Genomic DNA, 19,728 nt, shown 5'->3' on the forward strand with positions numbered 1-19,728 from the left:
GCGGCGCGTCCGCGCATGCGTGAGGGGCGGCCCGTCCTGCCGGACGGGCCGCCCCCTATGGCGCGGTGTCAGACCTTCAGCGTCCTGATGGAGGTCGGGGCGTGCCCCGGCTCGGTGGCGATCTCCTCGAACTCCACGACGTCGCCGATGTCGTTGGTCGTCGACATGGAGATGTTGGTGACGCGCTCCAGGATCGCCTCGACGACGACCGGCACCCGGTACTCGGCGGCGAGCTTCTTGGCCTGCTCGAACGCGGCGCCCAGCTCGGCCGGGTCGGTCACCCGGATCGCCTTGCAGCCGAGGCCCTCGGCCACCTTGACGTGGTCGACGCCGTAGACGCCGAGCTCGGGCGCGTTGATGTTCTCGAACTCCAGCTTGACCTGGAAGTCGATGTCGAAGGCCCGCTGCGCCTGGCGGATCAGCCCCAGGTAGGCGTTGTTCACGAGGACGTGGACGTACGGGATGCGGTGCTGCGCGCCGACGGCCAGTTCCTCGATCATGAACTGGAAGTCGTAGTCGCCGGAGAGCGCGACGACGGAGGCCTCCGGGTCGGCCTTGGCGACGCCGAGCGCGGCCGGGACGGTCCAGCCGAGCGGGCCGGCCTGGCCGCAGTTGATCCAGTGCCGGGGCCGGTAGACGTGCAGCATCTGGGCGCCGGCGATCTGCGAGAGGCCGATGGTGGAGACGTACCGGGTCTCCGGCCCGAAGGCCTTGTTCATCTCCTCGTAGACGCGCTGCGGCTTGATCGGGATGTCGTCGAAGTGCGTGCGGCGCTGGAGCGTGGCCTTCCGCTCCTGGGCGGAGGCGGCCCAGGCGGACCGGTCGGGCAGCTCGCCCGCCGCCCTCAACTCCCGTGCCACCTCGACGAACAGTTCCAGGGCCGCCTTGGCGTCGGAGGCGATGCCGTAGTCGGGGGCGAAGATCCTGCCGATCTGGGTCGGCTCGACGTCGACGTGGACGAACGTCCGCCCGGCGGTGTAGACGTCCAGCTTGCCGGTGTGGCGGTTGGCCCAGCGGTTGCCGATGCCGAGGACGAAGTCGGACTCCAGGAAGGTCGCGTTGCCGTAGCGGTGCGAGGTCTGCAGGCCGACCATGCCGGCGTTCAGCTCGTGGTCGTCGGGCAGGACGCCCCAGCCCATCAGCGTCGGCACGACGGGCGTGCCGGTCAGCTCGGCGAACTCGACCAGCAGATCACAGGCGTCGGCGTTGATGACACCGCCGCCGGCGACGATCAGCGGCCGCTCGGCGGCGTTCAGCATCCCGATGGCCTTCTCGACCTGGGCGCGGGACGCGGCGGGCTTGTAGACCGGCAGCGGCGCGTACGTCTCCGGGTCGAACTCGATCTCCGTCAGCTGCACGTCGATCGGCAGGTCGATGAGGACCGGGCCCGGGCGGCCGGAGCGCATCACGTGGAACGCCTGCTGGAAGACGCCCGGGACCTGTGCGGCCTCCAGGACGGTCACGGCCATCTTGGTGACCGGTTTGGCGATGGAGGCGATGTCGACGGCCTGGAAGTCCTCCTTGTGGATGACGGCGGTCGGGGCCTGGCCCGTGATGCACAGGATCGGGACGGAGTCGCCGATCGCCGAGTACAGGCCGGTGATCATGTCGGTGCCGGCCGGGCCGGAGGTGCCGATGCAGACGCCGATGTTGCCCGGGTGGGTGCGGGTGTAGCCCTCGGCCATGTGGGAGGCGCCCTCGACGTGCCGGGCGAGGGTGTGGGCGATGCCCCCGGAGGCCTTGAGCGCCGCGTAGAACGGGTTGATCGCCGCGCCCGGGACACCGAACGCGTCGGTGACGCCCTCACGCCTGAGGATCTCGACTGCCGCGCGGGCAGCGGTCATACGAGCCATGGAACTACTCCTGGTTCGGCTGTCGGATACGCACTCCCGTCGCGCCCCGCCGTGAGCACCTTCCGCATTGCGGAAACTAACTTCTACTATCTGGAAGCAATGTAGGGGGGTGCGGACAACCCGTCAAGAGACGTCCGGGCAATGGGCCGAGCACCGGACAAGGCCGGTCCCGCGGGTGGACGATGGGGGGCATGTCCGAGAGCGTGGCGGTGCGCTGTCCGACCTGTGGGCGCGCCCATCTGTTCGCCGTGCCGTCGTACCCCTGCGCCTGTGGAGCGCCCGTGGCGCCGCCGCTCGATCCGGGCGCGGAACCGTCCGCCGTCGCCCACCGTTCCTGGGACGAGGAGTGGGTGACCGTGCACTGCGCGGCCTGCGACCGCCCCGCCGCGTGGCCGCACCCGGAGCTCGGCTGTCCCTGCGGCACGGTGCTGCGGTTCCCGGTGGCGGGTGTGCGGGACGTCCCGCACACCGTCCCGCCGCGGCCGGTGCGCCCCGCCTTCCGGCCGGTGACCATCCGCACCGCGCGCGACGCGGTCACCGCCGTCGTCGTCTACCTGCGCTGGCTCGGGCACGGGCAGGTGCGGCGCGCCGACCGGCGCCCGCCCTCCGGCATCGGGCTCGCGGCCCCGGGCGTGCTGGCCCAGGTGGATCCGACCGTGCGCCCGGCGGACGCGCGGGACGTGGAGTGCCTGTGGCTGACCGCGATGACGGAGTCGGCGGCCTGCGTCTACTTCTCCCTCGCCGGGTACGGCGACGAGGCCCGCGCCCGCGCCGACGCGCTGGGCGTGCCGCTGTTCGTGCTCGATCTGACCGGCACGCCGCAGCCGGTGAACGGGCCGGCCGAGGCGTTCGCCGCCTGACGTGCGGGCGCGGGACGGCGCCGGCCCCCACGGCGGGGAGCCGGCGCCGTCGTGCGCGGTGTTACGGGTTGACGCAGGTGATCGAGCCGACCGGCAGGTTGTTCCCGGTCGAGGTGGCGGTGAAGCCGAACGTCACGGTGCCGTCCGGCGGGATGGTGCGGTTGTGGTCCGCGTGCCTGACCGTCACCGTGCCGTCGGTGCCCGTGCTCAGCGTGCCGTTCCAGACCTGGCTGATCCGGGTTCCGGCGCCCGGCTGCCAGCGCACGGCCCAGCCGTCACGCGCGGTGGTGTTGTGGTTCATCACCTCGACGGACCCCTGGAAGCCGCCGCCCCAGGAGTTGGTCACCTTGTAGATGGCCATGCACCCGGCGTGCGGATCGGTGGGCGTCGGGGTCGGCGTCGGCGTCGGCGTCGGGTCCGGGGTGCCGCCCGAACCGCGGATGCCGGTCACCTCGCCGTTGCCGCCGTCGAAGACGATGTCGGAGCAGGAGAAGAAGTTCTCCTGGCTGTCCGAGCGCACCCACTGGATGAACATCATCGCGTCACCCGAGCGGCCCGAGGGCAGCTTCAGGTCCCAGTAGTAGTGGCCGGAATCGCTGCCTACCGAGCCGGACTGCGGCGGGTTCGTGACCGTCTGGATCAGCTCCAGGTCGCCCCAGCCCAGCGGCTTGGTGGGCGAGTAGCCGGGCTTGGAGACGTACACCCGGAAGTCGCCCGGGTGCGCCGCCCAGTTGCTGTGCTTGATGCGGATGGTCGCCCCGGAGGTGAGGTGCGTGCGGGGCCAGTCGGCGCGGGCGGCGTTGTAACCGGTGAAGTTGTACGGGGAGCGGTCGCCGGCGCTGCACAGCTTGCCGTCCGGGACGTAACCCGGGCCGCGTCCGCCCGCGTTGGAGTCCAGTACGGCGAACCAGTTGTACAGCGACGACGCGCCGCTCTCGGCGAGCGCGGCCTTGCACGCGGGGTTCGTCGGGTCCAGTGAGCCGGTGCTGGTCTTGGCGTCCAGCCAGCACAGGTAGGTCCGCGAGCCGGGCGTCATCGTCACGCCGTGCGCCTGCGCGCTGTTCTGGCCGATCAGGGCCAGTCCGAGCCCGCTGAGCAGGGTGGCCAGGACCGCCAGTAAGGACAGGGGGCGTCTGGTGCTTCGAGCCATGTTCTCTCCTGTGGGGATGGTGGGTTCGGTTGTCTCCCCGGGGGTTCGGGGCGGGTCAGGCCGGCGGGGTGCCCCAGGCCAGGGCGCCGTTCAGGTAGGCGGGGATCCTCGGGGCGTCGGTGTAGGAAGCGGCGGTGGCCCGGCTGTGGTCGTCGGACTCGTCGAACGCGGACCAGTCGGACTTGGCCAGGCGCAGCTGGAGATCGCCGGTGTCCTTGCCGGCCGCCAGGGTGCCGCTGCGGAAGCCGATCTCCAGGTAGGCGTCGGCGCCCGGGACCGGGGTGCTCAGCGGCACCACCCGCAGGGTGAGGTTGGAGCAGCCGACGGCGGCGTAGTCGCAGAACGCGTTCACGGTGGACGAGCCGCCGTCACGGGTGAAGTAGTAGCGGGCGGAGACCTTGGTCAGGTCCACGGAGGCGCTGCCGGTGTTGGCGATCCTCAGGCCGGGGCGGATGCCGTTGTCCGTGGCCGAGGCGTCGTTGTTCTTGTAGGTGACCTTGAGACCGCCGGCCGGGTCGGGCCCGCCGCCGCCCGCCTCCGTGGTGACGCTCAGCGCGGTGGAGGCGGCCGAGACGTTCCCGGCGGCGTCGCGGGCCCGGACGGTGTAGCTGTACGCCGTGGCCGCGGTCAGCCCGCTGTCGGTGAACGTGGTGCCGGTGACCGCCGAGGCGTTGACCTTGGTGCCGTCGCGGTACACGTCGTAACCGGTGACGCCCACGTTGTCGGTGGCCGCCGTCCACGCGAGGGAGACACTGGTCGCGGTCTTCGCGGTGGACCTCAGACCGGCCGGCGCGGTGGGAGCGGTGGTGTCGGCCGGGTCGGGCTCACCGCCGCCGTCCGTCGGCACGGCCGGGTACGCGTTGCGCACCAGCATCGAGAACTGGTTGTGGAACCAGTGGCCGGCGAGCGGCGCGTCCGGCATGGCGCCGGTCGGGTTGCCGCCCGCGTTGGGCGCCGTGTAGTCCGGGTTGCACATCGGGTCGGGACGCTTGCCCTCGTCGTTCGGGATGTCCTTGCTGGCCCCGTCCGACTCCCCCGGCGGCTTGATCCACAGGAAGGCGTCGAGATGCGAGTCCGGGTACCCGGCGGGCGAGGCCTGCGGGGGCTGTCCGAGGCCGGCGCCGTTGACGTTGCACCACAGGCCGCGGTGGGTCCGCCGGTCCACCTTGGACTGGCTGACGTAGGTGTCGAGGACCGTGCTGGTGGACTCGGCGGTCGGCCGGGCCGCGCCTCCCCAGCCATTGCGGGAGGTGTCGACGACCATGCCGGTGGAGGCGGGCCAGCCCTGCGCCACGAGCGCGGCGTGCACGGCCTTGGTGAAGTCCGACTCGTCGAAGTTCGGGTTCCACTCGTAGTACTTGCCGGACCGGATCTGGTTGCCGCCGACCGTCTTGTTCGGGTCGGTCAGGAACGGTTCGGCGAGCGGCGTGTAGTTGGCGACGTTGGTGATCAGGCCGTCGACGCTGCCGAGTCCGGCCGTCGTGCCCTTGACGACGTCCGTGTACAGCTGGGTGGTCTGGGCGAGGTTGTTGTCCCAGCCGAGCCACCCGGAGTGCGCGAAGTCCAGGTAGGTGTACACGTTCGGTACGGCGTGCAGCTTGTTCAGGGCGTACCGGATGGCGTCGACCTGGATGCCGCTGCTCTTGGCCTGGGCGCACTCGGGGTCGGAGAGGTTGGTGACCAGGTTGGGCAGGCCGTCCGGCTCGATGACCGTGGTGATGCGGATGTCCTGGTACTTCGGGTTGGCGAAGACCTTGGCGATCTCGTCGATGTACTCGCTCTTGTAGCGGGCCAGACCCGCCGCGGTGAGGGGCAGTTCGCCGTTGGAGGCCAGGGCGGAGCAGTCGCGGCCCGGCAGGTCGTACACGACGAACGTGGCGACGAGCGGCTGGCCGGGCTTCTTCTGGGCGAGCGCCAGGTCCAGGTGGTCGGCGAGGCTCTTGCGGCCCGCGTTGGCCTCACCGCCGTGGATGGCGGCGATCCGGTCCAGCCAGACGGCCGTCGGATAGGTCTTGACCTTCTCCATCCTGGCCTTGAGCGTCGCGTCGCTGGTCTGGGCGATGGATCCGTCGACCAGGCGCGCGTAGTCCGGGTTGACGTAGAACGAGGCGCCCGCGAACGGGTTGTCGACGTGCGCCTCCGCGGCGGACGCCTCGGGTGCGGTCAGCTGGGCCGCCGCGCCCAGCAGCAGCGTGCTCACCGCGGTGGCCAGGGCCGCCGTCCGCTTGCGGTGCGGCCTGCGCGGGCGGGTGTCCGCGCGTCTGGTCCGGTCTGTCATGTGCTCTCCTCGGTGCGGGGGTGCGGGTTTCGGGTGTGGGGACGTCCGCGGGATCAACCGGTGGGGAGAACCGTGGGTCCGGTCAGGCAGGGGTGCAGCGCGGGGCGGGGGTGCCCGCGGTGCCGTTCGCCGTGTAGCCGAACGAGGTGGTGGCGCCGGCGGCGAGGGTGCCGCCCGAGCCGGTGCCCCGGACCGTGATCCGGCCGTCGGCGACGGTGTGGGTGGCGTTCCAGAGGCTGGTGACGGTCGCGCCGCCCAGGTCCCAGTCGACCGTCCAGCCGGTGATCGGGCCGGTGCCGGTGTTCTTGACGGTGACCTCCGCCTGGTGGCCGCCCGGCCAGGAGTTGACCAGCTTGTGGGTGGCGGTGCAGGCCTTGGCCGGGGTGGGGTCGGGATCCGGGTCGGGGTCCGGGTTCGTGCCGTAGGTCAGGCCGTGCCCGTAGGGGAAGAGCGGGCTCTTGCCGTCGCCGTCGTTGACCGGCTGCTGGGAGGCGCTGCGCATCCAGGTCATGGGCAGCTTGCCGGTCGGCGCGTGGTCGCCGAACAGCACGTCCGCCACCCCGCCGCCCTCGGTGCCGGGCAGCCAGGCCGCCAGCAGGGCCTTCCAGTCCGGCAGTTGCGCGGCGATGTCCAGCGGGCGGCCGGAGACCAGCACGACCACGACCGGCACCCCGCTCGCCTTCAGCCGGGCCAGGGTCTGCAGGTCCTCCTGGTCCAGGCCCATGCCGTCCGGCCGGTCGCCGCGCATCTCGGCGTACGGGGTCTCGCCGACGACGGCCACGGCTGCCGTGTAGCCGCCGTCGATGCCGTTGCCGTAGCGGTCGTAGGTGACCCGGGAGGGGTCGGCCACGGCGGCGCGGATGCCCTGGAGGACGGTGGTGCCCTCGGTGACGGGACCGCTGCGGCCCTGCCAGCCGACGGTCCAGCCGCCGCTCTGGTTGCCGATGTCGTCGGCGGACTTCCCGGCGACGAACAGCTTGCCCGTCTTCGGCAGCGGCAGGATCCCGCCGTCGTTCTTCAGCAGCACCTGCGAGGCGCGCACCGCCTGCCGGGCGAGGGTGCGGTGGGCGGCCGAGCCGACCGTGGCGGTGTACGAGCGGTCGGTCAACGGCCGCTCGAACAGCCCGAGCTGGAACTTCTTCGTCAGGATGCGCCGGTTGGCGTCGTCGATCCGGGCCTGGGAGATCCGGCCCGCGGTGACCTCCCCGCGGACCAGGCTCAGGAACTTCTTGTAGTCGTGCGGGACCATCACCATGTCGACGCCCGCGTTCACGGCCGTGGCGATCTCCGCGCCGGTGAACCCGCTCTGCCCGTCGAGCTGGTCGACGGCGGCCCAGTCGGAGACGACGAAGCCGGTGAAGCCCAGTTCGCCCTTGAGCACGTCGGTGACCAGGTACTTGTGCGCGTGCGAGCGCACCCCGTTCCAGCTGCTGTAGGAGAGCATCACCGAGCCCACGCCGCGCTTGACCGCCTCCCTGAACGGCGGCAGGTGGACGGCGCGCAACTCGGCCTCGGTGAGCTGGGTGTCGCCCTGGTCGACTCCCCCGGTGGTGCCGCCGTCGCCCAGGTAGTGCTTGGCGGTGGCGAGCACGGAGGCCGGGTCGCCGCCGAGGGTGCCGCCCTGCAGGCCGGTGATGAACGACGTCATGGCGGTGGGCAGTTCGGGTGTCTCGCCGAAGGACTCGTAGGTGCGGCCCCAGCGGTCGTTGCGGGCCACGCACAGGCAGGGCGCGAAGGACCAGTCGATGCCGGTGCCGGCCACCTCCTCGGCGACCGCGCGCCCGACGCGCTGCACCAGGGCCGGGTCGCGGGTGGCGCCGAGGCCGATGTTGTGCGGGAAGAGCGTGGCGCCGCGCACCGCGTTGTGGCCGTGCACCGCGTCGATGCCGTAGATCATCGGGATGCCGAGCGGGGTGGCCAGCGCCGTGCGCTGGAGGGAGTCGTACGTGTCGGCCCAGGTCTGCGCGTTGTTGGGGCTGACCGTGGAGTCGCCGCCGGAGAGCACCGAGCCGATGCGGTAGGTGGCGAGGTCGGACTGCGGGACGAGCGCGTCCTTCTCGATCTGGGTCATCTGGCCGAGCTTGTCGTCCAGCGTCATCCGGCCCAGCAGGTCCTCGACCCGCTGCGGCACGGGCAGGGCCGGATCCTGGTACGGCAGCGCGGCGGCGGCCCCCGCGGTGTCCCGCTCGGGCGGGGCGGCGGCGGTGAGCCCGGTCACGGCGAGCGCGGCGGCGCACAGGGCGGCGACGAACGCGGGCCGGCGGGTGGGCCGCCGGGCGGAACGGGGAACGGCGGCGTCGGGCGGGAGCGGGGTCATGGCGGGGCCTTTCCGGATGCGGGCCGGAGGGGCGGGGCTGGGCGGGGTCCTGCGGCGCCGCCGGCGCGGTGCGGCCGGGGGGACGGGGCGCGGTGCCGGACACGGGGAGGTGCGGCGGACGGAACGTGCCGGTGGGCCGGTGGAGCGGGCCTCCGGCAGGGTGAGGCGAGCGGGACCCCGGGCGGCCCGGTCGTGCGACCGCCCGGGACGGGGCAGGGCGGTTCACCGGACGGGGCTCGCCGGTGGCCCGGTGGTGCTGCCCCGGGCGACGGCCCGGGACGGGGTGGAACGCTCCGGGGTCCGCCCGTTCGGCGCAGGGCGGAGCCCGGAGCGGGTCGGTGCGCCGCGGGTCAGGCGACGGAGCAGGCAGTGCCGTTCAGGGTGAAGCCGGACGGCTTGGCGAAGGTGCCGCTGTAGGTGCCCTGGAAGCCGAAGCTCTGGGTGCCTCCGGCGGCGATCCGCGCGTTGTGCGCGACGGGGCTCGCCGTGACGGCGCCCGAGGTGCCGGACAGGGTCGCGTTCCAGGCGCTCGTGACCCGCTGTCCGGACGGCAGCGTGAAGCCGAGCCGCCAGTTGTCGACCGCGGCCGATCCGGTGTTCTTCACGGTCACGTCGGCGGTGAAGCCGCCCTGCCAGACGCTCGTCCCGTACGTCACCTGGCAGGCCGTCGCCGGGTTGCCGGGGCCGCCCGGGTCACCGCCGCCACCGGTGTTGACCGTGGAGGAGAAGGAGTTCACGGCGAGCCCGGCGCCGTTCTGCCAGGGCTCGAAGCCGGCCTGGACGCTGGTCAGGTACCAGTTGCTCTGCGCCATGCCCCGGGCCACGGTCTGGTCGACGAAGTCCATGACGTCGAAGCTCCAGCTGGAGATCGCCGAGGGTGCGACGAAGGAGATCACGTCGTTGGACCCGTTGCTGCCGGTCCACACCTCCCAGCTGCGCCCGCCGACGGAGGCGGTGCCGACCTGGGAGCCGATCGGCTGGATCGGGCCGACCCGGTTGAACCAGATCATGATCTCCGTGCGGTTGACGCCGTCGGTGCGCGGCGTCGGGTCCAGCCAGATGTCGTACGAGGCGTTGTACACGGCGTTCGAGACGTAGCCGTAGGAGATGCTGCTGGGCGCGCTGGAGATGGTGCTGATCTGCGCCGGCAGGTTGGTCCCCGGCGAACAGTTGGTGTAGTGGCAGCCGTTGAAGACCGACGGGTACGACTTCGGGGCGCCGTTGGTGGGCACCGAGCCGTCGGCCTGGGTGAGCCGGAAGCCGGTGTCGGTCGCGGTGACGCACTGCGGGGCGCTGGTGCCCCAGCGGTTGTTCTGGACGACGTAGCGGCCCTGGATCACGGTCGATCCGAACTGCTCGCAGACGACCGTGTCCGCGTGGGCGGGCGCGGTGGCGGCGAGGAGCGCCGCGACGGTGGCGAGCGTGGTGAGCAATGCGCCGAAGAGGGCGCGGACGGAGCGGAGGCGGTGCGGTGACGATCGCATGCGGGGGCCTCTCTGCGGGGGGACAACCGGGTTCGACAGAGGGTGCTGCGGCTCGGGCGTTCGGGAGCGCTCCCACCTCCCCACTGATGGGAGCGCTCCCACCTCACCGGTTTCGGACGCGACTGTAGGAGCCGCTCCATGTCCCTGACAACCCGTTAGACGGGAATCCATCGAATGTTTTTCGAAGTACCAGGTCAGCCGGGTGCTCGGACCGGTCTGCGCAATGGCCGCGCCCAGCAAGGGAGTTGGGAGCGCTCCCGGGCGGCCTCAGGCCGACTCCCGCACCACCAGCTGCGTCCGCAGGATCACGTGCCGCCAGGCCACTTCCGGCTGGTCCATCTCCTCCAGCAGCAGCCGGACCATCGTCCGGCCGATCTGCTCCAGCGGCTGCCGGACGGTGGTCAGCGGCGGGTCGGTGTGCCGGGCGAGCTCGAAGTCGTCGAAGCCGACGACCGCCACGTCGCCGGGCACCCGGCGCCCCGCCGCGCGCAGCACCGCCAGGGCTCCGGAGGCCATGGTGTCGGAGGCGGCGAGGACCGCGTCCACGTCCGGGTGGCGCTCCAGGAGTTCGGCCATCGCCCGGCGCCCGCTCGCCTCGGTGAAGTCGCCCTCGACGGTCCAGGAGCCGGGCGCGGGCAGTCCCGCCTGCTCCAGGGCCTGCTGATAGCCGCGCAGCCGGCACCGGGCGACGTACATGTCCAGCGGCCCGGTGATGGCCGCGATCCTCCGCCGGCCGCCCGCCAGCAGATGGGTCACCGCCTCGCGGGCACCGCCGACGTTGTCCGCGTCGACGTAGGTGATCTGCTCGTCGCCGGAGCGGCGGCCCAGCAGCACGGTGGGCAGGCCCGCGTCGGCGAGCATGTCCGGCAGCCGGTCCTCGGCGCGCACCGACATCAGCAGGACGCCGTCGACCCGGCCGCCGCGCGCGTACTCGACGAAGCGCTGCCGCTCGGCGTCCGTGCGGACGAGGGTGAGCAGGAGCTGCACGGAGGTCTCGGCGAGCGCGTCCCCGACGGCCGTGACCGTCTCCGAGAAGAACGGCTCGCCGAACAGCCGCCAGTCCCGTTCCGTCATGACCAGCGCCACGGCGTCGGCCCGCCGCCCGGCCAGCGAACGCGCCGCCAGGTTGGGCACGTAGCCGAGTTCGGCGATCGCCCGCTGCACGGCCCGCCGGGTGGACTCCTTGACGCCCGCCTCGTTGTTGACCACGCGCGAGACCGTGCCCCGTCCGACGCCGGCGAGCGCGGCCACCTGCTCCAGCGTGGGCGTCGTTCCGGGCCGCCGCTTGACCATGTGTCACCCCCAAGGGCGTCGATCTTACGGGCCCTGGCCCCCGTACGACCGGACGCCCCCGCGGTCGTTCAGACGGTGTAGCGCTCGCGCAGTTCCACCTTGCGCACCTTTCCGGACACCGTCATCGGGAAGGCGTCCAGCACCTGGAGCCGGCTCGGGACCTTGTAGTGCGCGAGCCGCCCCGCGCAGAAGGCCCGCAGCTCCTCCAGGGTCGGCGGGTCGCCCGGGTCCCTCGCGATGACGCAGGCCAGCACCTCCTCGCCCCAGTGCTCGTGCGGGACGCCCACGACCTGGACGTCCTGGATCTTCGGGTGGGCGTAGAGGAACTCCTCGATCTCGCGCGGGTAGATGTTCTCGCCGCCGCGGATGATCATGTCCTTGATGCGGCCGACGATCTCGACGTAGCCGTCCTCGCGCATCACGGCGAGGTCGCCGGTGTGCATCCAGCGCCCGGCGTCGATCGCCTCGGCGGTCTTCTCGGGCTCGTCCCAGTAGCCGAGCATCACGCTGTAGCCGCGGGTGCACAACTCGCCCGCCGTGCCCCGGGGTTGCGTCACTCCGGTCGCCGGGTCGACGACCTTGGCCTCCAGGTGCGGCAGGACCCGGCCGACCGTGCCGGTGCGGTGTTCCAGGTCGTCGTCGCGCCGGGTCTGCAGGGAGACCGGGGAGGTCTCGGTCATGCCGTAGCAGATGGCGACCTCCGCCATGTGCATCTCGGCCACGACCCGCTTCATCACCTCCACGGGGCAGGGCGAACCGGCCATGATGCCGGTGCGCAGGGAGGACAGGTCGAAGGAGGCGAAGCCGGGCAGGTTCAGCTCCGCGATGAACATGGTCGGGACGCCGTAGAGGGAGGTGCAGCGCTCCTGCTGGACCGCGCGCAGGGTGGCCTCGGGGTCGAAGGACGGGGCCGGGACGACGATGCAGGCGCCGTGCGAGGTGGCGGCGAGGTTGCCCATGACCATGCCGAAGCAGTGGTAGAAGGGCACCGGGACGCACACCCGGTCCTGCTCGGTGTAGGCGATCAACTCCCCCACGAAGAAGCCGTTGTTGAGGATGTTGTGGTGGGAGAGGGTGGCGCCCTTGGGGAAGCCCGTGGTGCCGGAGGTGTACTGGATGTTGATGGGGTCGTCACAGGACAGCTCCGGCCACGCCGGGTCGGGGGTGGCCCGTGCGAGCAGCGCGTCCCAGCCCGGGTCGCCGAAGTACACGACCTCGCGCAGCCCGGGGCAGCGGCCCCGCACCTGCTCGACCATGGCCCGGTAGTCGCTGGTCTTGTGGGCGAGCGAGGCGAACAGCAGCGACACCCCGGCCTGCTTCAGGACATACTCGACCTCGTGGGTGCGGTAGGCCGGGTTGATGTTCACCATGATCGCGCCGATGCGGGCGGTGGCGTACTGGACCAGCACCCACTCGGGGCAGTTGACCGCCCAGATGCCCACCCGGTCGCCCTTGGCGACACCGGAGGCCAGCAGCGCGGAGGCGAGGCGGTCGACGTCGGCGCCGAACCTGGCGTAGGTCCAGCGCCGCCCGGAGTCCACGTCCACCAGGGCCTCGCGGTCCGGCCAGGCGGCGACGGCCCGGTCCAGGTTCGCCCCGATCGTGTCGCCGAGCAGGGCCGTGGTGCCGGTGCCGTGGCTGTAGGAGTTCACCGGAAGTCCTCCTCGCGGTACTCGGCGTCCGAGCCGGCCGCCGTGGCCTCGCGCAGCGCGATCCGGCGGATCTTGCCGGAGACCGTCTTGGGCAGGTCGGCGAACTCCAGGCGGCGGATGCGCTTGTAGGGGGCGAGCACCTCGCGGGAGTGCTCGAACAGGACCTTCGCCGTGTCGGCGCCGGGCTCCCAGCCCTCCGCCAGGACGACGTACGCCTTCGGGACCGACAGCCGCACCTCGTCCGGCGCGGGCACCACCGCCGCCTCGGCCACCGCCTCGTGCTCCAGCAGCGCGCTCTCCAGCTCGAAGGGGCTGATCTTGTAGTCGGAGGCCTTGAAGACGTCGTCGCTGCGGCCGATGTAGGTCAGGTAGCCCTCCGCGTCCCGGGAGGCGATGTCGCCGGTGCGGTAGTAGCCCCCGGCCATCGCCTCCGCCGTGCGGTCGGCGTCGCCGTGGTAGCCGGTCATCAGGCCGACCGGGCGGTGCGACAGGTCGAGCGCGATCTCGCCCTCGGTGGCGCCGGGCGCGCCCGAGACGGGGTCGAGCAGCTCGACGCGGTAGCCGGGGCTGGGCCGGCCCATCGAGCCGGTCTTGAGCGGCTGGCCGGGGCTGTTGGCGACCTGGACGGCCGTCTCGGTCTGGCCGAAGCCGTCCCGGATGGTGACGCCCCAGGAGCGGCGGACCTGCTCGATGACCTCGGGGTTGAGCGGTTCCCCCGCGGCGACGATCTCGCGGGGCGGGGTGCGCAGCTGGGTGAGGTCGGCCTGGATGAGCATGCGCCACACGGTCGGCGGGGCGCAGAAGGTGGTCACGCCCGCCCGGTCCATCTCGGCCATGAGCCGGGCGGCGTCGAAGCGCGTGTAGTTGTGCAGGAAGACGGTCGCCTCGGCGTTCCAGGGGGCGAAGAGGTTGGACCATGCGTGCTTGGCCCAGCCCGGGGAGGAGATGTTCAGGTGCACGTCGCCGGGCTTGAGGCCGATCCAGTACATGGTCGACAGGTGGCCGATCGGGTACGAGGTGTGGGTGTGCTCGACCAGCTTGGGCCGGGCGGTGGTGCCCGAGGTGAAGTAGAGCAGCAGCGGGTCGTCGGACCGGGTGGGGCCGTCGGGCGTGAAGTCGGCGGAGGCGCCGTAGGCGTCGTCCAGCGGCAGCCAGCCGTCCGGCACGGTTCCGGCGGCACCGGCGGCGATGCGCGTGTAGCCGCCGGGCACCTCGGCGAACTTCGCGGCGTCCTCGGGGCGGGCGATGACGTGCCGGACGCGTCCGCGCGCCACCCGGTCGCGCAGGTCCGCCGGGCCGAGCAGCGGCGTGGCCGGGATGACCACCGCGCGCAGCTTCATCGCCGCGAGGGCGGTGATCCACAGTTCTGCCTGGTTGCCGAGCATGACGAGGATCCGGTCCTCGGCGCGCACGCCCCGGGCCCGCAGCCACGTGGCGAACTGGGCCGAGCGCACGGACATCTCCCCGAACGACAGCTGCGTCTCGCGGCCGTCCTCCTCGACGATGTGCAGGGCCGTGCGGGCGTTGCCGTCGGCGATCTCGTCGAACCAGTCGAGGGCCCAGTTGAAGTACGGGGGGCGGGGCCAGCGGAAGCCCGCGTAAGCGGTGGCGTAGTCCTCGCGGTGTTCCAGCAGGAAGTCCCGCGCGCTGCGGAACGCCTCCGTCGCCGATGTCATGCGTCCTCCTCGGTGCCGGACCATTGCCGGGCGGCTCCAGGCCATCGTGTAATCCGTGATGCGGGTCTCACCACCCCCGAACGGGGGGTGCGCCCGCACAGGTGCCGTGGTGAAGGGGCGAACAGGTGACGGCAGACGCGTCCGACGTGGTCGAGGTACGCAACGCGCTGCTGCGCCTGCGGCGCGCCACCGGTCTGCCGGTGGCCTTCGGCGGCCTGCTGGAAGCGGGACGGCAGATGCGCATCAGCGAACTCAGCGGCACGGCGACCCACGCCCTGCGGTCGCTGGTGGTGACCTCCGGGACGGGCCTGGGCGGCAAGACGGTGGCCCTGTCGCGGCCGTGCGTGGTGACGGACTACTCCGCCTCCCGGCAGATCAGCCACGAGTACGACGCCCCGGTCGCCGCGGAGGGTCTGCGCTCGGTGCTGGCCGTGCCGGTGGTGGTGCGGCACCGGGTGCGCGGGGTGCTGTACGGGGCGCTGCGCACGGCACAGCCGCTGGGCGGGCGGATGCTGGACGCGGCCGTCGAGGCGGCGCGGGACGTGGAGCGGGCGCTGGTGGTGCGGGACGAGGCCCGCGCGCTCGCGGCCGGTGGCGGGGCGGGCGCGGGCTGGGAGCAGGTGCGCGAGGCGCACGCGGCGCTGCGGGCGCTGGCCCCGCGGATCGCGGACCCCGGGCTGCGGGCCGAGCTGCTGGGCGCGTGCGCGCTGCTGGCGGCCGACTCCGGGGTGGCCGGGGACGCTCCGCGGGTCCGGCTCGCGCCCCGGGAGGTGGACGTGCTGGCGTGTGTCGCCGCGGGGGCGACCAACGCGGTCGCGGCGGAGCGGCTCGGGGTGACGGCCGAGACCGTCAAGGGGTATCTCAGATCGGCCATGCGCAAGCTGCGGGCCCGGACCCGGGGCGAGGCCGTGGTCGCCGCACGCCGGGCCGGGTGGTTGCCGTAGGTTTGAGGTGCTTTCCGCCGTTCCTGTCCGTTCGATCGGCCGACCGGTCCCCGAGGGGGCGCCCGCGGCGTGTTCCCCCGCATTCGGCAGGCCTCTGAATTCGTCCTCCGGCACGGGTTGTTATTTCCCTCACCACACCGTCCGTCCGAAATTCAAAGAGCTGTTGCCTAATATTGGCCAGGACACGACACAGGGAGGACAGAGGTGACCGTTCGACGGGACTTCCAGGAGCCTCCCAGAAACCGCCCCGACCTGGTCATCGGCCGGGAGGATCTGTTCGCCTCGGCACGGGACCAGCTCGGCCGTGGGGGCAGTGTGCTGCTGCACGGTCCGGCCGGAATAGGAAAGTCGACGGTCCTGCGCGCGCTGGCCGCGGATTACGGCGGCCCGGGCCGTACCGTGTTGCGCTGCTCGGCCACGGAGTCCGAATCGCATCTGCCCTTCCTGGCCCTGGCCGATCTGTTCGGTCTCGTCCTCGAGGACGTCTCCGGGCACCTGCCCGCCGCCCAGCGCACGGCCCTGGAGTCGGCCCTCACCGGCCGCGGCGAGTCCACCCTGCAGCGCGACGGGCTCGCCCTGCGCCTCGCGGTTCTGTCGGCGCTGCGGGTCCTGGCCGCCAAGGGGCCGGTGCTGGTCGTCGCCGACGACCTGCAGTGGCTGGACGCGGCCAGCGCCGAACTGCTCGGCTTCGCCGCCCGGCGGCTCGGCGACACGCCCGTGCAGATGCTGTCGGCGGTGCGGACCGAGGGCGAGGAGTACGACCGCCACCTCCGCGCGTCCCCGCCGGACACCCTCGCCGTGCGGCTGGGGCCGCTCACCCGTACGCAGGTCTCGGCGCTGCTGGACCACCGCGGCTACACCCCCCTGTCCCGCTCCACGATCCGCGACATCCACCGCACCAGCGGCGGCAACCCGCTGTTCGCGCTGGAGCTGGGCCGCGCCCTGGCCGAGAGCCCGGCCCGGCCCCGGCCCGGCGAGCCGCTGCCGGTGCCCACCTCGCTGCGGGCGCTGGTGCTGAGCCGTCTGGAGATGCTGTCGGACGAGGCCCGCCGCACCCTCCTGGTGGCCAGCGCGGGTGCCCGCCCCACCCTGGCGCTGCTGCGCGCGGCCGGGCGGGAGCACGCCGAGGCCGAGACGGCCCAGGCGGCGGCCCTCGGGCTGCTGGCCACCGACCCGGAGGCCCCGGCCCTGCGCTTCGCGCACCCGCTGATCTCGGCCGCGCTGTACGCGGAGGCCCCCGCGCAGGAACGCAGGGCCGTGCACGCGGCGCTGTCCACGGCGGCCTCCGACCCGATCGAACGGGCCCGGCACCTGGCCCTGGCCACCACCGGCACCGACCCGGAGGTGGCCGCCCGGCTCGCCGAGGCCGGCGCGCTGGCCCGGGACCGCGGGGCCCCGTCCGTGGCCGCCTCGCTCGGGCTGCTCGCGGCCCGGCACACCCCGGCGGACAGCACCCCCGGACCGGACGAGCGGCGGCTGCAGGCCGCGGAGGACGCGATCACGGCCGGTGAGGCCGATCTCGCCCGGGACATCGCCAGGGACGTGCTGACCCGGGCGACCGTACCGGCGGAGCGGGTGCGCGCCTGGATGGTCGTCATCGAGGCGGCCGGGCAGGCGCTCGGCGAGGTCGACGCCGTCTTCCCGCAGGTGCTGGCCGACGCCGGAGACGACCCGGGCCTGCTCGCCCTGGTCCACTACCAGCTGGCCTGGCGCGGCCTGGTCGTCGAGGGCGACTTCGCCGAGGCCCGGCAGGAGGCCGCGCACGCCGCGGAGCTGGCCGCGCGCGGCGCGGACCGGCGCACCGAGCTGATGGCGCTGTCCTTCCAGGCCTCCACCGAGACCCTGATGGGCCACCCGGACGCGCCCGTGACGGTCAAGCGGGCCCTGGAGGAGCCCCAGGACCCGTACGTGGCCTGCCATCACAACGGCGCCGGCTCGGCCCGGTTCCGCTGGCTGATCATGAGCGACCAGCTGCCCGAGGCGCGCACGACGATCACGGCGCTGCTGCGCGAGGTGCGGCGGCGCGGCATGGTCGAGAGCGAGGTGCACTTCCTGCGCTTCCTCGCCGACACCGAACTGCGCTCCGGGCACTGCGGCCGGGCCCTGGACCTCGCCCGCGAGAGCCTGCGCCTCGCCCGGGACTCGGGGATCGGCGAGGGCGCCTCCGCCATGCTGACCTCCCTCGCCGAGGCCTCCGCCGGGGACGTCGACCGGGCGCTGGCCCTGGCCCGCGAGGCGGCCGACCACGCCGAGGTCGACGGCGACCAGATGTACCTCTCCCGCGCCCTGGCGGCCCTGGGCTACGCCCAGTTGGTGGCCGGGGACCCGGCGGGCACGGTCCGGTCGCTGCGCCGGGTGCGGGAGCTGGAGCAGGGTCTCGGCATCAACGACCCGGCACGCGGCCGCTGGCACGGCGACCTCGCCGAGGCCCTGGTCCGCATCGGTGAGCCGGGCGAGGCCCAGGACGTCATCGACACGGCCCGGGTGCACGCGCTGCGGCTGGGCCGGGAGAGCGTCCTGGCCGTGCTGGACCGCGCCGAGGCGCTGGTGCGAGCGGCGCGCGGCGAGCACGAGGCGGCCGTGGTCCGGCTGACGTCCGTGCAGGACCGGCTCGGCCGGCTCGGCTACGGCCTGGAGGAGGCCCGCGCCGCCTTCGCGCTGGCCCGGCTGCGCGACCGGGCCGCCGCCCACCCCCGGTCCGGCGGCACCGCCCCGCCCGGCCCCGCGTCCTACGACGAGGCCGCCCGGCTGTTCCGGCGCTGCCGGGCGCTGCCCTGGCTGCGGCAGGTCGACGCGGCCGCCACGGCCGGACCCGCGGCGGCGGCACCGGCCCCGGTCACCCCGCCCGTCGCGCTGGACGCGCTGGAAGGGCTCGCCTCGATGGAGCGTCAGGTCGCCTCGCTCGTGATGGAGGGCGCGACCAACCGGGAGATCGCCGGCCGCCTGTTCATCAGCGTCAAGACCGTCGAGGCGACCCTCACCCGGGTCTACCGCAAGCTGGGCATCCGCTCCCGGGTGGACATCGTCCGGCTGGCCGCGGGCCGCCGCACCACCTGACCCGACCTGGGTTTACGGCGCCGCACCGAGGGTTTTCCCTGCCCAACTCCCTTAGGGGGTTCCCTCATTGGGGGCCCTCGCCGCCGAGCCCTAGCTTGAGGGGCGTGCCGCTCGCCGGGCACACGGAGATCCGAACAACGGCGTCAGGGTCCCCGTGCTCCACCCCACCCGCGCGACCCCCCACCGGCAACTCCCCAAGGAGACCCATGTTCGGGCTCAACGCCGCCAAGAAGGCCGCCGCCGTCGCCACGGCGACCGCTGCCGCCGCCACCGCCGCGCTGCTCGCCGCCCCCACGGCCGTGGCCGCGCCCCAGCCGATCGTCGGCGGCACCACGACCACGACGACCTCGTACCCGTTCGTCATGCAGATCACGGACGCCTCGCAGAACCAGTTCTGCGGCGGCACGCTGGTCTCGCCGACGAAGGTGGTCACCGCAGCGCACTGCATGGTCGGAGAGACCACCAGCAGCGTCCGGGTGGTCGGCGGCCGCACCTACCGCAACGGCACCAACGGCACGGTCAGCCGGGTCCGCAGGATATGGATCCACCCGAGCTACACGGACGCCACCAACGGCGACGACGTGGCCGTGCTGACGCTGTCGACGTCGATGCCGTACACCCCGGCCAAGTACGTCTCCGCCACCCAGACCTCGGTGTACGCGGCCGGCACCACCGCCCGCATCCTCGGCTGGGGCACCACCTCCTCCGGCGGCAGCTCCTCCAACCAGCTGCGCACCGCGACCGTACCGACCGTGTCCGACTCCGCCTGCGGCAGCTCCTACGGCTCCGACTTCGTGCAGAGCGACATGGTGTGCGCCGGGTACACCTCCGGCGGCGTGGACACCTGCCAGGGCGACAGCGGCGGCCCCCTGCTCATCGGGGGCGTCCTGGCAGGCATCACTTCCTGGGGCGAAGGCTGCGCCCAGGCCGGCTACCCGGGTGTCTACACCCGGCTGACCACCTTCTCCAACCTGGTCACGACGCAGGTCAACTCGTGACCCCCACCCGCTCCTGAGCAACCCTCAGGTGCAAGACCAGGGGGCGTGGGGGGGCCCCCCCCGCCGCCCCCCCCCCCCCCCCCCCCGGGGGGGGGGGGGGCGGGCGGCGCGCCCCCGCGGGCCGGGGCGCCGCGGGTGTCGGTCGCCGGGGCCCGGGGGCAGGGGC

General features: G+C 73.1%; 12 protein-coding genes. 4 read left to right on the plus strand and 8 right to left on the minus strand.

The window, feature by feature from the left end:
• Positions 1-68 precede the first annotated feature (68 nt).
• Positions 69-1,853, minus strand: coding sequence for a glyoxylate carboligase (gcl, locus tag ACF07N_RS18260; RefSeq protein ID WP_392113856.1), 1,785 nt, complete (start codon positions 1,851-1,853; stop codon positions 69-71).
• 182 nt (positions 1,854-2,035) lie between these two features.
• Between gcl and ACF07N_RS18265 the strand changes: the two genes are divergently transcribed.
• Positions 2,036-2,713 carry a hypothetical protein gene (locus tag ACF07N_RS18265; protein ID WP_392113859.1) on the plus strand — a complete coding sequence of 226 codons (678 nt, stop codon included), beginning with the start codon at positions 2,036-2,038 and terminating at the stop codon, positions 2,711-2,713.
• Between the two features lie 61 nt (positions 2,714-2,774).
• Here the strand turns inward: ACF07N_RS18265 and ACF07N_RS18270 are convergent, their stop codons facing one another.
• The 7 genes from ACF07N_RS18270 to ACF07N_RS18300 form a co-directional block, all read right to left on the minus strand.
• Positions 2,775-3,863, minus strand: coding sequence for a lytic polysaccharide monooxygenase (locus ACF07N_RS18270; protein ID WP_392113862.1), 1,089 nt, complete (start codon positions 3,861-3,863; stop codon positions 2,775-2,777).
• A gap of 55 nt (positions 3,864-3,918) precedes the next feature.
• Positions 3,919-6,141 (minus strand): glycoside hydrolase family 6 protein, encoded by a 2,223-nt coding sequence (locus ACF07N_RS18275; protein ID WP_392113865.1) that lies wholly within the window; start codon positions 6,139-6,141, stop codon positions 3,919-3,921.
• An 82-nt stretch (positions 6,142-6,223) separates the two neighbouring features.
• Positions 6,224-8,458, minus strand: a complete 2,235-nt coding sequence (locus tag ACF07N_RS18280) for a glycoside hydrolase family 3 N-terminal domain-containing protein (RefSeq protein WP_392113868.1) — start codon at positions 8,456-8,458, stop codon at positions 6,224-6,226.
• Positions 8,459-8,808: 350 nt separating this feature from the next.
• Positions 8,809-9,942, minus strand: a complete 1,134-nt coding sequence (locus tag ACF07N_RS18285) for a cellulose binding domain-containing protein (RefSeq protein WP_383331050.1) — start codon at positions 9,940-9,942, stop codon at positions 8,809-8,811.
• A 267-nt stretch (positions 9,943-10,209) separates the two neighbouring features.
• Positions 10,210-11,235, minus strand: a complete 1,026-nt coding sequence (locus ACF07N_RS18290) for a LacI family DNA-binding transcriptional regulator (protein WP_383338515.1) — start codon at positions 11,233-11,235, stop codon at positions 10,210-10,212.
• Between the two features lie 68 nt (positions 11,236-11,303).
• Positions 11,304-12,887 (minus strand): AMP-binding protein, encoded by a 1,584-nt coding sequence (locus ACF07N_RS18295; protein ID WP_392113872.1) that lies wholly within the window; start codon positions 12,885-12,887, stop codon positions 11,304-11,306.
• Entirely contained in the window at positions 12,884-14,563 is a 1,680-nt protein-coding gene (locus ACF07N_RS18300; protein WP_392113875.1) for an AMP-binding protein, read from the minus strand. Before ACF07N_RS18300 ends, ACF07N_RS18295 begins: the two co-directional genes overlap by 4 nt.
• 125 nt (positions 14,564-14,688) lie before the next feature.
• On the opposite strand from ACF07N_RS18300, the gene ACF07N_RS18305 reads away from it, so the two are divergent.
• The 3 genes from ACF07N_RS18305 to ACF07N_RS18315 all read left to right on the plus strand — a co-directional run bounded on the left by ACF07N_RS18305 (position 14,689) and on the right by ACF07N_RS18315 (position 19,562).
• Entirely contained in the window at positions 14,689-15,507 is an 819-nt protein-coding gene (locus tag ACF07N_RS18305; RefSeq protein ID WP_383331062.1) for a response regulator transcription factor, read from the plus strand.
• 204 nt (positions 15,508-15,711) lie between these two features.
• A complete protein-coding gene (locus ACF07N_RS18310) occupies positions 15,712-18,564 on the plus strand; it encodes an AAA family ATPase (RefSeq protein WP_392113878.1) in 2,853 nt (950 codons plus the stop codon).
• Positions 18,565-18,770: 206 nt separating this feature from the next.
• Positions 18,771-19,562: a S1 family peptidase gene (locus ACF07N_RS18315; protein WP_392113881.1), complete on the plus strand. Its 792-nt coding sequence runs from the start codon at positions 18,771-18,773 to the stop codon at positions 19,560-19,562.
• The last annotated feature ends 166 nt before the right edge of the window (positions 19,563-19,728 follow it).

Origin of the sequence: Streptomyces sp. NPDC015242 (assembly GCF_043079125.1) — a bacterium.
In the GTDB taxonomy this organism is placed as follows: domain Bacteria; phylum Actinomycetota; class Actinomycetes; order Streptomycetales; family Streptomycetaceae; genus Streptomyces.